This is a genomic window from Micromonospora chokoriensis (assembly GCF_000718555.1).
GTDB lineage: Bacteria > Actinomycetota > Actinomycetes > Mycobacteriales > Micromonosporaceae > Micromonospora > Micromonospora chokoriensis_B.
Window position 1 is genome coordinate 371371 of the sequence record NZ_JOAN01000003.1, and the last position, 12849, is coordinate 384219.

At 71.9% G+C, this 12849-nt stretch carries 12 protein-coding genes; 8 read left to right on the forward strand and 4 right to left on the reverse strand.

Going from position 1 to position 12849, the window contains the following annotated elements:
• Positions 1-174: 174 nt before the first annotated feature.
• The 3 genes from dprA to IF46_RS0107225 are packed head-to-tail and all read right to left on the reverse strand — an operon-like array spanning position 175 to position 3284.
• Positions 175-1377 (reverse strand): DNA-processing protein DprA, encoded by a 1203-nt coding sequence (gene dprA, locus IF46_RS0107215; RefSeq protein ID WP_036391264.1) that lies wholly within the window; start codon positions 1375-1377, stop codon positions 175-177.
• Complete coding sequence (locus IF46_RS0107220; protein ID WP_030487497.1) at positions 1374-2894, reverse strand: YifB family Mg chelatase-like AAA ATPase; 1521 nt, start codon at positions 2892-2894, stop codon at positions 1374-1376. Before IF46_RS0107220 ends, dprA begins: the two co-directional genes overlap by 4 nt.
• Positions 2895-2924: 30 nt before the next feature.
• Complete coding sequence (locus IF46_RS0107225) at positions 2925-3284, reverse strand: YraN family protein (protein ID WP_030487498.1); 360 nt, start codon at positions 3282-3284, stop codon at positions 2925-2927.
• A 247-nt stretch (positions 3285-3531) separates the two neighbouring features.
• Between IF46_RS0107225 and IF46_RS32320 the strand changes: the two genes are divergently transcribed.
• The 8 genes from IF46_RS32320 (at position 3532) to IF46_RS0107265 (ending at position 12491) form a co-directional block, all read left to right on the forward strand.
• Positions 3532-4548, forward strand: a complete 1017-nt coding sequence (locus IF46_RS32320) for a hypothetical protein (RefSeq protein ID WP_232233958.1) — start codon at positions 3532-3534, stop codon at positions 4546-4548.
• A gap of 366 nt (positions 4549-4914) precedes the next feature.
• On the forward strand, positions 4915-5793 hold the full coding sequence (gene rpsB, locus IF46_RS0107235) for a 30S ribosomal protein S2 (protein ID WP_030487499.1): 879 nt from the start codon (positions 4915-4917) through the stop codon (positions 5791-5793).
• A 134-nt stretch (positions 5794-5927) separates the two neighbouring features.
• Entirely contained in the window at positions 5928-6755 is an 828-nt protein-coding gene (tsf, locus tag IF46_RS0107240; protein WP_030487500.1) for a translation elongation factor Ts, read from the forward strand.
• Positions 6756-6916: 161 nt separating this feature from the next.
• Positions 6917-7684, forward strand: coding sequence for a UMP kinase (pyrH, locus tag IF46_RS0107245; RefSeq protein WP_030487501.1), 768 nt, complete (start codon positions 6917-6919; stop codon positions 7682-7684).
• 82 nt (positions 7685-7766) lie between these two features.
• The gene (frr, locus tag IF46_RS0107250) at positions 7767-8324 is read left to right on the forward strand and encodes a ribosome recycling factor (RefSeq protein ID WP_030487502.1); all 558 of its coding nucleotides are present in this window, start codon (positions 7767-7769) and stop codon (positions 8322-8324) included.
• 285 nt (positions 8325-8609) lie between these two features.
• On the forward strand, positions 8610-10001 hold the full coding sequence (locus tag IF46_RS0107255; protein WP_030487503.1) for a phosphatidate cytidylyltransferase: 1392 nt from the start codon (positions 8610-8612) through the stop codon (positions 9999-10001).
• A gap of 104 nt (positions 10002-10105) precedes the next feature.
• Complete coding sequence (gene rlmN, locus IF46_RS0107260; protein ID WP_030487504.1) at positions 10106-11263, forward strand: 23S rRNA (adenine(2503)-C(2))-methyltransferase RlmN; 1158 nt, start codon at positions 10106-10108, stop codon at positions 11261-11263.
• 31 nt (positions 11264-11294) lie between these two features.
• Entirely contained in the window at positions 11295-12491 is a 1197-nt protein-coding gene (locus IF46_RS0107265; protein ID WP_030487505.1) for a DivIVA domain-containing protein, read from the forward strand.
• Positions 12492-12569: 78 nt separating this feature from the next.
• Here the strand turns inward: IF46_RS0107265 and IF46_RS32325 are convergent, their stop codons facing one another.
• Positions 12570-12791, reverse strand: coding sequence for a DUF2631 domain-containing protein (locus tag IF46_RS32325; protein ID WP_036391268.1), 222 nt, complete (start codon positions 12789-12791; stop codon positions 12570-12572).
• Positions 12792-12849 lie beyond the last annotated feature (58 nt).

Sequence of the window (12849 nt, forward strand, 5' to 3'; positions counted from 1 at the left end):
CGTCGGACCCTAGCGGCGGTTGGACCTCTTGATCAAGAAGACGACCAGGCCGGCGATGAGCGCGGCGGACGTGACGAGACAGCACAGCGTGGCGATGTGCCACGGCTTGATCGCACCCATGACCACGCACCGTACCGGCCGTTGCGGCAACCCACCGCCCCGAGTGAGCGCGCCTCAGGTCGACTCTGCCGTCACACGCTTGGTCTTGACGGGTGGGACGAGGGCGTAACCGCCGTCGCGACGAACCACCATGGACAGCTCCTCCAGCAGTGACAGCTTGCGCAACGCGGTCCGTACATCGACACCCGCGCGAGCGGAGAGCCGGTCCACGCCCATCGCGCCTCGGCGAGGCAACGCCTCCAGCAGCGAGCGCGCGTCGTCGTCCAGCGCGTCGGTGGGCCGCTGTGGTCCACGCAGGAGTGGGGCCAGGTCCGCGCCGATCCGACCGACCTCCTCCAGCACGTGCGCCACCCCGGTGACCAGTCGGGCCTTGTCGGGGAACTCGCGCAGGAGCTCGTGCGCGCCGACGGACATCGCCGAGGTCACCGGTCCCGGCACCACCATGGCCACCCGGCCGGTGTAGATCGCTCGCCGCGCGGTCTGCGTCGCCCCACTGCGCGCCGACGCCTCCACCACCACGGTGCCCCGGGTGCCCCCGGCGATCACCCGGTTGCGAATCAGGAACCGGGGCCGCAGCGGCTCGGCGCCGGGCGGCCACTCGCTGACCAGCAGCCCCGTCTCGGCGATCCGGTCGAAGAGCGCGGCGTTGCCCATCGGGTACGGCCGGTCGAGCCCGCAGGCGAGCACCGCGACGGTCAGACCACCTGCGTTGAGGGCACCTCGGTGGGCGGCGGCGTCGATGCCGAACGCGCCACCGGACACGACAGTCCAGTCCCGCTCCGCCATTCCATACCCCAGCTCGGTCGCGACGTGCAGCCCGTATCCGGTGGCCGCCCGCGACCCGACCACGGCCACCGAGCGCTCCAGGGCTACGCCGAGCGGCCAGCCTCCGCGTACCCAGAAGCAGAGCGGCGGCGCGGTCTCGGCGTCCACCCGGCGGCTGACGTCCGGCAGACGCAGCGTGGCCAGGCTGGCGACCTGCGCCGGCCACTCCTCGTCGTCCGGCGTGACCAGCCGGGCACCCAGTCGGTCCGCCCGCTCCAGGGCCTCCGCCGCCACCGCCCTTGCGTCGCCGGCCGCCGAGCGTGCGGCGACCGTGGTGTGCAGCCAGCCGTCCGGGCTGCCGCCGTCGAGCAGCAGATCCAGGGTCGCTACCGGGCCGTGCCGTTCGACCAGTCGGTGCACCGCGCGCGTGCCCGGCTCCGCCAGCCAGGTCAGGGCAACCCGGGCCAACCTGCGCTCTTGTTCGGCGCTCACGCCGCCTCCCCCGTGCGTAGTTGAAGCGCTTCTCGGACGTCGTCCCGGTCCGGCCGGTCCCGGCCGTCCAGATCAGCGATGGTCCAGGCCATTCGGATCACTCGGTCGAAGCCGCGCGCCGACAGCGAGCCGGAGTCGAGCCGGCCGCGCAGCTCGGCGGTGGACCGGGCCGGCAGTCGCCACGGCGGTCGGCGCAGGTGCGGGCCTTCCACCTCGGCGTTGAGCCGTCGGCCGAGGTCGGCCCAGCGGGTGGCCGCCGCCTGCCGGGCCGCCGCCACCCGGGCGGCGACCACCGCCGAGGGCTCGACGTCTCCGTCGTTCGCCATCAGCTCGGCCGCCCGCACCGGCATCAGCTGCACCTGCACGTCGATCCGGTCGAGCAGCGGCCCGGAGAGCCGGCCCAGGTAGCGGCGGCGGGCCAGCGGGGTGCACTCGCAGTGCGCGTCGCCGGCTGGCTTCGCGCACGGGCAAGGGTTGGCCGCCAGCACCAATTGGGTCCGGGCCGGGTAGACGGTGCCGCCCCCGCTGCGGCTCAGCTGGATGTGGCCGTGCTCCAGTGGCTGGCGCAGTGCCTCCAGCGCACCCTTGCTGAACTCGGGGGCCTCGTCCAGGAAGAGCACCCCACGATGCGCCAGCGACACCGCGCCGGGCCGGGCCAGCCCCGAGCCGCCACCGACCAGCGACGGCACGGTCGCCGTGTGGTGCGGCGCCTGAAACGGCGGGCGACGCAGCAACCGGCCGCCCGGGGGTAGCAGCCCGGCGACCGAGTGCAGCGCGGTGACCTCCAGCGCCGAGTCGTCGTCCAGCTCGGGCAGGATCGACGGCAGCCGTTCGGCGAGCATCGTCTTGCCGGCGCCCGGCGGACCGAGCAGTGCCACGTGGTGCCCGCCCGCAGCGGCGACCTCCAACGCGCGCCGGCCCATCTGCTGCCCGGCGACCTCGGCGAGATCCGGCCCGCCGACCACCGGTGTCGGGATGTCTGCCGGCGGCTCGATCAGCGGGGTACCGTCGCGGACGAAGGCGACGAGCCGGTGCAGGGTGTCCACCGCTCGTACCCGTACCCCGGGGATGACGGCGGCCTCGGCGGCGTTGCCGACCGGGACGATCACCCGCGCGACGCCGGCCCTGGCTGCGGCGGCGACCATCGGGAGCACGCCGCGCACCGGCCGGACCGTCCCGTCGAGCCCCAGCTCGCCGAGGACCACCACCCCCTCCAGGGGAAGCAGCGGCAGCTCACCCGACCCGCCCAGCAACGCCGCGGCGATGGCCAGGTCGAAGGCCGAGCCGAACTTCGGCAGGGTGGCGGGCAGCAGGTTGAGGGTGATCCGCCGGTTGGGCCAGCGCTGGCCGGAGTTGACCACGGCGGCACGGACTCGGTCGCGGGCCTCGTGCAGGGCGGTGTCCGGCAGACCGGAGATCACCACCGCGGGCAGGCCGGCAGCCAGGTCGGCCTCCACCTCGACGAGGTGGCCGGTCACCCCGACCAGCCCCACGCAGAGCACCTTCGCGTAGCTCACGGCGCGTCACCGATCCTTCCGGCGCACATGTCAGAACGCACCCTTGAGGTGGTCGACCTGCGCCGGACCGGCGTCGGGCAGCCGTACCGACAGCACGTCGAAACGCACCTCCTCGGCGGTCGTGCCGGTCTCGGTCAGCCACCGCGCGGCGAGCCCGCGCAGCCGGCGGGCCTTGGCCGGCACGACCGCCTCGGCCGGGGTGCCGTAGTCGTCGCCCCGGCGGGTCTTCACCTCGCAGAAGGCGAGCACCGGCCCGTCCCACGCGATGATGTCGATCTCCCCGGCCGGGCATCGCCAGTTCTGGGCGATCGGGCGCAGCCCCGCCTCGGTCAGGTGCCGGGCGGCGCACCGCTCGCCGTACGCGCCAACCGCCTGGTTCCGCTTTGTCATGCCCGGCACGGTGCCCGCCGGTGCGCGATCGCCGCGACCCCGCGATGGCCCCACCTGTGGACAACAGGCGTGCTGTGGACAACCGGACGATCAAGCCCGCCCTGTGCTAACGCCGGCGGCGCGGGTGGCCACGCTCCACGGCGGCGGAGCGTTCCGGCACACCGCGTCGACGAGGTCACGCGGGCGATCGGCGACGGCGGCCGGGCTGAAATGGCGCGGGCATGGCCAGTCGCATACGGTGCCTGACGTGGACGGACGACGGAGTTTCCCGGAAGATCAGGAGCCGCGCTGGTACCCCGACGAGCGGGGTCGCGGCTACGGCGAGTCAGAGTGGCGCGGCGCGGGCGAGCCGCCGCGATACCGGGACAGCGAGATCCCTGAGCAGCGTGGCGGGGAAGACGGCCGCTCCGTCGAGGACACCGGCGTCGGCCGCCGCCGGGAGTCGGATTCGGGTCGGCTCGGTGCGCTGGACGCGAGCCCCTTCGGCACGCCCGAGTCGGACTCGGGCCGCTTCGGCGCCTTGGACGTTCAGACCGGTCGGTTCGGCGCGAGCGAGGCCGATTCGGGGCGGTTCGGCGCGGTCGACCCGTTGGGTGCCGCACGGCCGGAGGTGGACGACTACCGGGCCGCTCGGTCCTGGCGGGCCGACCGGGACCCCTCGGAGACCTCCGGTGAGCTGCCCGGACGCCGGGCCGCCCGGGAGTCGGCCGCAGCGGGATCCACGCCGACCAGCAGCACGCCGGAGGCCGCCCGCGACACCACGTCGGCAACCGGCGCGCCGGCCAGCGTGCTCGCTGACCAGGCTCGTCCCGTTTCGCTCGGCGGGTACCCGATCGTCGAGCCGACCCGGGGCGGCGACACGCCGCACCCGCTGGAGATGCCGACCGGCCCGATGCCGGGGATCGGCCCTCGCCCCGACCTGCCCGCAGGCGAGCCGCCGGTGTACCCGCCGGCCGCCGACGGCGTCTATCGGACCCGTCGACCGGTGCTGGCCGTACTCTTCGCTCTGCTGGTGTTGATCTTTGAGATCCCCGCGCTGCGGGTGCTGCTGGCCGGCGTGATCGGTGACCCGCTGGACGCCGGGAACGTGGTGGTCGGAATCGCCCTGGTCGCCGGGCTGCCGATCTTCGCAACCGGGCTGTACGGGCTACGAACCGGCGGTTTGGCGCTGGCCGACAACGGCCGGGGCTGGCTTCGCCCGCCGACGGCCTACCTGACCGTCGGCCTGGTGCTCTTCGTGGCCGCCGCGCTCGCCGCCGGCTGACCAGCCGCGGCGCGCCGCTGACCCGCGGCGGCCGACGATTTCACGCAACAACCAGGAAATAGTGGCCTCCGGCGACGCGGAGGCCACTATTTTCATGAACCAGCGCGATCTTGCTGGCCGCTCCAGCGAGCGCGCGAGCGCTCCGGCGCACCCCGGGGCGGCTGAACGGGTGAGGGGCGTACACTGGCCAACTGGCGACCGCCTCGTGCGGTCGACCTCGCGCGCCCTCTTCACGAATCGTCGTGGAGCGACGGCCTCCCTGGTCCCGATCTTGATCGGGCCCACCATGGGCCGGCGACCAGGCGCCAGGACGCCCGGCCACCGGCCGAGCGTGACAAACCAGGGACCTTGAGGAGTACCCCAACCATGGCCGTCGTGACCATGCGTCAGCTGCTGGAGAGCGGTGTCCACTTCGGGCACCAGACCCGTCGCTGGAACCCGAAGATGAAGCGCTTCATCATGACCGAGCGCAACGGCATCTACATCATCGACCTGCGCCAGACCCTCGAGTACATCGAGAAGGCGTACGAGTTCGTGCGTGGGACCGTGGCGGAGGGTGGCAGCATCCTGTTCGTCGGCACCAAGAAGCAGGCCCAGGAGGCTATCGCCGAGCAGGCGACCCGGGTCGGCCAGCCGTACGTCAACCACCGCTGGCTCGGTGGCATGCTGACCAACTTCCAGACCGTGTACAAGCGCCTTCAGCGGATGAAGGAGCTGGAGGCCCTGGGTGACCTCAGCGGCACCGCCGCCGGTTACACCAAGAAGGAGACCCTCCAGCTCTCCCGCGAGAAGATCAAGCTGACCCGCACCCTCGGTGGTCTGCGGGACATGCAGAAGCTCCCCGCCGCGGTCTGGATCGTCGACACCAAGAAGGAGCACATCGCCGTCGACGAGGCCCGCAAGCTGGGCATCCCGGTGATCGCGGTGCTGGACACCAACTGTGACCCGGACGAGGTCGACTTCCCGATCCCGGGTAACGACGACGCGATCCGCTCGGCCGAGCTGCTGACCAAGGTCGTCGCGGCCGCCGTCGCGGATGGCCTGATCGCGCGCTCCGGCCGTCGTCGGGGCAACGACGAGAAGCCCGAGGGTGTCGCGACCGACGAGCCGCTGACCGAGTGGGAGCGCGAGCTGCTGGAGCCGAAGAAGGCCGACGAGTCGGCCGCGCCGGCCGAGCAGCCCGCCGCTGTCGCCGCCGAGCAGCCCGCCACCACCGAGCAGCCGGCGGCCGCCACCGCGGAGTGATCGCACCGTCGCTGCCCCGCCGTCCGTTTTCGCGAACGGCGGGCAGCGGCGGTACGCCGGGCACGATCCGCCCGGATCCGGGTAACCGGCACCTCTGACCATCCACACGCCGTCTCAACACCGAAGAGAGAGCCATGTCCCAAATCACCGCCGCGGACGTCAAGAAGCTCCGCGACCTCACCGGCGCCGGCATGATGGACAGCAAGAAGGCGCTGACCGAGGCCGAGGGCGACTTCGACAAGGCCGTCGAGATCCTGCGCGTCAAGGGCGCCAAGGATGTCGGCAAGCGGGCTGGCCGTACGGCCGCGAACGGCCTGATCGCCCACTCCGGCAAGGCGCTGCTCGAGCTCAACTGCGAGACCGACTTCGTCGCCAAGACCGAGTCGTTCATCGCGCTGGGTCAGCAGCTGGTCGAGCACGGTGAGCGCGCCGGCGTGAACTCCGCCGAGGAGCTGCTCGCCACCGAGCTCGACGGCAAGGTCATCGCGGACCTGATCCAGGAGCAGTCCGCCAAGATCGGCGAGAAGCTGGTGCTCAACCGGTTCGCCCGGGTCGAGGGCACCACCGCCGTCTACCTGCACCGCAAGGCCCAGGACCTGCCGCCGGCCGTCGGCGTGCTGGTGTCGTACACCGGCAAGACCGACGAGGCCGGCGACGCCGACGCCCGTGGTGTTGCCATGCAGATCGCCGCGATGCGGCCGAAGTACCTCACCCGGGACGAGGTTCCGGCCGAGGTCGTCGAGTCCGAGCGGCGCATCGCCGAGCAGACCGCCCGCGAGGAGAACAAGCCCGAGGCGGCCCTGCCGAAGATCATCGAGGGCCGGGTGAACTCCTTCTTCAAGGACTTCGTCCTGATCGAGCAGTCCTCCGTCTCTGACAACAAGAAGTCGGTGAAGCAGCTGCTGGCTGAGGCCGGCATCGAGGTCACCCGCTTCGTGCGGTTCGAGGTCGGCCAGGCCTGAGCCGCCACCGGGCGCCGCTGGCGCCTGTGGGCAGGAGACATCAACGAGGAGGCCGCCGGTGTACGTGACAGGCACCGCGGCCTCCTCGTCACATAGGGTCGGCAGCGGCAGGTTCGCGGTACGCGCCGCACGGGGCGTGCGCGTGGGGAAGGGCGGGGCGGATGACGCAGGTTGTGAGTGACCGGACGCTGGAGCTGGACGATCCGACGGCACCGCCGCCGGGGCGTGCCCGCCGGGTGGTGCTGAAGCTCTCCGGTGAGGTGTTCGGTGGCGGCGCGATCGGCGTCGACCCGGACGTCGTCCAGGCCATCGCCCGGCAGATCGCCACCGTGGTCCGCCGCGGTGTGCAGGTCTCCGTGGTGGTTGGCGGCGGCAACTTCTTCCGCGGCGCGGAGCTGCAGAAGCGTGGGATGGACCGGGCCCGCGCCGACTACATGGGCATGCTCGGCACCGTGATGAACTGCCTCGCGCTCCAGGACTTCCTGGAGAAGGAGGGCATCGAGACCCGGGTGCAGAGCGCCATCACGATGGCCCAGGTCGCCGAGCCGTACATCCCGCTGCGGGCCATCCGGCACCTGGAGAAGGGCCGCGTGGTCATCTTCGGCGCCGGCGCCGGAATGCCGTACTTCTCCACCGACACGGTGGCCGCCCAGCGGGCGCTGGAGATCCGGGCCGACGTGGTGCTGATGAGCAAGAACGGCGTGGACGGCGTCTACACCGCCGACCCCCGGATCGACCCCACCGCCAGCAAGCTCGACTCGATCACCTTCTCCGAGGCGCTGCGCCGCAACCTGCGGGTGGCCGACGCGGCGGCGTTCAGCCTCTGCATGGAGAACGGCCTGCCGATGCTGGTCTTCGGCGCGCAGGGTGACGACACCATCATCCGCGCTGTGGGTGGCGACAAGATCGGCACCCTGATCACCGCCTGAGTCGCGCCGATGGCGACGGCAGCGGCGGTCTGACGACTTTCAGCAGAGCCCACCACGAGCACAGAAGGAGGCGAGGAGACCGGTGATCGACGACACCCTCCTCGAGGCCGAGGAGAAGATGGAGCGTGCGGTTGAGCACGCCAAAGAGGAGTTCGGCGCCATCCGCACCGGTCGCGCCAACCCCGCCATGTTCTCCAAGGTCATCATCGACTACTACGGCACGCCCACGCCGTTGACGCAGATGGCGTCCATCGCGATCCCCGAGCCGCGGATGGCCATCATCAAGCCGTACGACAACTCGCAGATCCACGTCATGGAAAAGGCGATCCGCGACTCGGACCTCGGGGTCAACCCGAACAACGAGGGCACCCAGCTGCGCATCCTGCTCCCGCAGATGACCGAGGAGCGACGCCGCGACATGATCAAGGTGGCCCGGCACAAGGGCGAGGAGGCCAAGGTGGCCATCCGCAACGTCCGCCGCCGGGGCAAGGAAGAACTGGACCGGATCGTCAAGGACGGCGAGGCTGGCGAGGACGACGGCCGCCGCGCCGAGAAGGAACTCGACGACCTGACCCAGCGCTACGTGGCCAGCGTCGACGACCTCGTCAAGCACAAGGAAACCGAGCTGCTCGAGGTGTGATTGTCCCCCCGTTGGGCGAGTGAGGCCCGTTCCCGAGTTGGGAACGGGCCTCGTGTCGTAAACGGCCCAGCGGGCTGGCGGCGAGGGGTGACGCCCGTCGGCGTGCCTCGTCCGCCGTGCCCGTCCAGCGGGTGCAGTAGGCTCGGCAGGATTCCCGGCCACCGGGCGGTGAACACCGGGGATCGACCGACCGTCGGGGCGGTCAATCGGAGGAACATCGCACGTGTAGGGGATGCTTGTGGTCTTGCGTCATGTGGTGGTTCTCGTGCCCCGTCGCGGTGCGTGATGTCCCACCCCGACCCCTACGGCAGCGAGCCCCGCAGCTGGGACCGGCCGGAGCGCCCAGTGCCGCTGCCCTGGCCGGACCAGGACCTGGACGCCGGCCAGTGGAACCGCCGCCCCGCCGCCGGCCCTGAGTTGTACGCCGACTCGCAGGCCCGGCCGTACGCCGACCCGCACCGGGTGGACCCGTACGACGAGCGTGGCCGCCCGGTCCGTCCGGACGACCGTTTCGACGAGCGCGACCGGTACGACCGTTTCGACGACCGCGACCGGTACGAGGACGACCGCAACCAGCCCGACCGGTACGACGACCGGGGCCGTGGCGACCGCTACCTCGATCGTCCTCCCGCCGCTGGCGACGAGCCGACCCGTTACGACGAGCCGGACCGTGGGCGCGTTGCCGAGCCGAGCCGTCTCGACGGCTCTCCCGCCCGCTTCGACGACCCGGGATACCCGACCGAGCAGCTCACGCCGATCCGGGCCGAGGTGGCGTCGGACGAGGCTCCGACCACCGGCCGGCGGCCGAAGGGTCGACGTCGGGCGAGCGTCGACCGACCGGCCACCCAGCAGTTGGGCACCGGGAAGGCTGGGCGCAACCTGCCCGCGGCGATCGGGGTCGGGCTCGGCCTCGGCGCGCTGATCGTGGTGCCGCTGGTGGTCTACCCGACGGCGTTCCTGCCGGTGATCGCCGCTGCCGTCGCCGTCGGCATCTGGGAGATGGTCCGCGCGGTCGGACGCAGCGGTGCCCACCCGCCGTTGGTGCCGCTGGTCGCCGGTGGCGTGCTGACCGTGGGCCTGGCCTGGTTCGCCGGCCCGGACGCGCTCAGCCTGGGGCTGCTGGTCACCGTGCTGGGCACCATGATCTGGCGGCTGGGTGATGGTCCGGCTGGTTTCCAGCGGGATCTCACCGCGGCCACCCTGATCGCCGTCTACGTGCCGTTCCTCGCTGGTTTCGCGGCGCTGCTCGCGGCGGCCCCGGGCGACGGCTGGAAGCGCATCCTGGCCACGCTGGTCGCGGTGGTTCTCTCCGACACCGGCGGGTACGCGGCCGGTGTCTCCTTCGGCCGTCACCCGATGGCCCCGTCGATCAGCCCGAAGAAGTCCTGGGAGGGCTTCGCCGGCTCGGTCACCGCGGCGGCCCTGGGTAGCGCGTTGCTGCTGTGGCTGATGTTGGGCGTGGCTCCCTGGTGGGGTGCGCTGTTCGGGGTGGCCGTCTCCGGCGCGGCGGTCCTGGGAGACCTGGCCGAGTCGATGATCAAGCGGGATCTCGGCGTGAAGGACATGAGCAACCTGCTGCCCGGCCACGGCGGTCTGATGGACCGACTGGACTCGATCCTGTTCGCGGTGCCGACGGCCTACCTGCTGCTGGCGGTCCTCGTGCCGGTGGTGAACTGAGGTATGAATCACGGCGTCCTGGTCATCCGGCCTCGGGGGTCGCAGCCCGTTCGACACCTCCGGACCGGCACCTGCCGCCGACGGCGTGACACACTGGACCAGCCATGACGAGCCTGCCCTTGATCCCCGCCATCTCCGTCGCCCCTGCCGCGCGACGGGCCTCCATGCCCCCTCAGCACCTCGCTGACCTGGACCTGGCCGGCCGCCAGGCGCTGATCACCGGGCTGGGCGAGCCGGCCTTCCGTGCGAAGCAGGTCTCCAACCACTATTTCGGGCGGTTGGTCCGTGACCCGCAGTCGATGACCGACCTGCCTGCGGCGACCCGGGAGCGGCTGGCCGAGAAGTTGCTGCCCACGCTGCTCAACCCGGTTCGGGAGCTGGCCTGCGACGACGGTGCGACCCGCAAGGCGCTCTGGCGGCTGCACGACGGCGCGCTGGTGGAGAGCGTGCTGATGGGCTACCCGGACCGGGTGACCGTCTGCATCTCCAGCCAGGCGGGCTGTGGCATGGCCTGTCCGTTCTGCGCGACCGGCCAGGCCGGGCTGACCCGAAACCTGTCGACGGCGGAGATCGTCGACCAGGCGGTGTACATGGCCGGGGTGGCGGCTTCCGGCGTGGTCGCCGGCTCCCCGCCGAGGCTGTCGCGTGTCGTCTTCATGGGCATGGGCGAGCCGCTGGCCAACTACAACCGGGTGATCGCGGCGATCCGTCGGCTGGTCAGCCCTGCTCCGGAGGGGCTCGGCCTGTCCCAGCGGCACATCACCGTTTCCACGGTCGGCCTGGTTCCGGCCATCCACCGACTGGCCAGCGAAGACCTCTCAGTGACCCTTGCGCTGTCGTTGCACGCGCCTGATGATGATCTGCGCGACGAACTCGTGCCGGTGAACCAGCGCTGGAAGGTTTCCGAGGTGCTGGACGCAGCGTGGGACTACGCCGCCCGGACGGGCCGTCGCGTGTCGATCGAGTACGCGATGATCAAGGACGTGAACGACCAGCCGTGGCGAGCCGACCTGCTCGGGCGGCTACTGGCCGGCAAATTGGCCCACGTGAACCTCATTCCGCTCAATCCGACGCCGGGCAGCCGCTGGGACGCGAGCCCGAAGCCGGTTGAGCGGGAGTTCGTCCGGCGGTTGCGCGATGCCGGGGTGTCCACCACAGTTCGGGACACCCGAGGTCGCGAGATTGACGGCGCGTGTGGCCAGCTCGCCGCCGCCGAGGACAACGACACCAATACCGACCGCGCCGGAGAGGCACCGGCGTGACCGGGCTTGGCGAACGAGACCAGGAGACATAGTGGCGAGTCAGGGTCAGCGTTTCCGGCGCAAGGCGCTCCGCCGGGGATACAAGGTCGACGAGGTGGATGCCTTCCTCGACCGGGTCGAGGCGACGCTCGACGGCCGACAGGTTGGTGCCCCGGTGGCCTCCCAGGAGGTCCACGACGTCGTCTTCCGGGTCCGCTTCAACGGGTACGACGAGTGGCAGGTCGACCTGCATCTGGACCGGGTCGAGCGGCAGCTGGCCGAGCTGGAGGAGCGCAACAGCGCCGGACGCGGCGGTGACCCCCGGATGGGTGACCGGATGGGCCCACCGGACCGGATGGGTCCGCCGATGCGCGATGACCGGGGCATGGTTCCGCAGCCGATGCCACCCCGGCCGATGCCCGCGCAGGCCGGCCCACCCTACGGCCGCTACGACGAGCCGACCGGTGCCTTCGCTGGCGGGTACGACGCCGCCCCCCGCGGTGGTTACGACGCGCCACGCGGCCCGGCTGGCCCCGGCCCGATGGGTGGTCCTGGCGGCCCGATGGGTCCCGGAGGCCCGATGGCCCCTGGCCCGATGGGCGGCCACGGAATGCCGCCGCGCGGCCTGCCCGCCGGCCCCAGTGGGTACGGCCCGGACGACCAACGCTCGCCCGGTGGGTACGGCCCGGATGACCAGCGTGGCGGGTACGGCCCGGACGACCAGCGTGGCGGGTACAACCCCGACGACCAGCGCTCGCCCGGCGGCTATCCACCGCCGCCGGAGGAGTCGCGCTTCGACGGCTTCGAGGCCGGGCGGCACGGCCGCACCGACATGACGGCCGAGATCCGGATGCCGGAGCGGGACCTGCGCGACATGCGCCGTGGCCCGGCCGGCCCGCCTCCGCTGCCGCAGCAGGGCCTCGGTGGCCCCCCGATGGCCGGTCCGCCCGCCGTGGCTGGCCCGCCGATGGCCGGCCCGCCGATGGCCGGCCCGCCCGGCAGCGACCTGTACCGGGTCGACCAGATCCGCCGCAGCTTCCAGGTGCGCCGGTTCGGCAGTGGGTACGACCCCGACCAGGTGGACCGCTTCTTCGACACCCTGCTCGGTGGCATGCAGCGCCGCAACCCGATGCCGGTCGACCCGAAGGACCTGGACACGCTCCGGTTTGGCCTGGTGCCCGGCGGCTACTTCGAGGCCGAGGTCGACGCCGCGCTCAAGGACGTGCAGGACATCCTCTTCGGGCGCTGACCCCGACGCGTACGGACGAGGGCCCGTCCCCCGGGTGGGGGCGGGCCCTCGGCGTATCTCGTCCGGCGGTGGGTCGGGTCAGGAACGCAGACCGTTGCGCCGTAGCACGACGTCGCCGATCACGATGATCAGCAGCAGCGCGGCCAGGCCGATCAGCCAGATGTCCTCGACCCTGCCCTCGTGGTTGCCGCAGATCATCGCCAGCAGCGCCAGTGCGGACAGCACAGCGCCGATCTGCCCGGCCTTGCGGTGCCCGGGCTTGTGCTGGTCTGGCGACGTTACCGGCTCGCTTCCTGCCACTGTCGGTCCTTCCCTCGCGATCGGATCTTTGGTTAGTCTGGCACGCCTCGTACGCGCT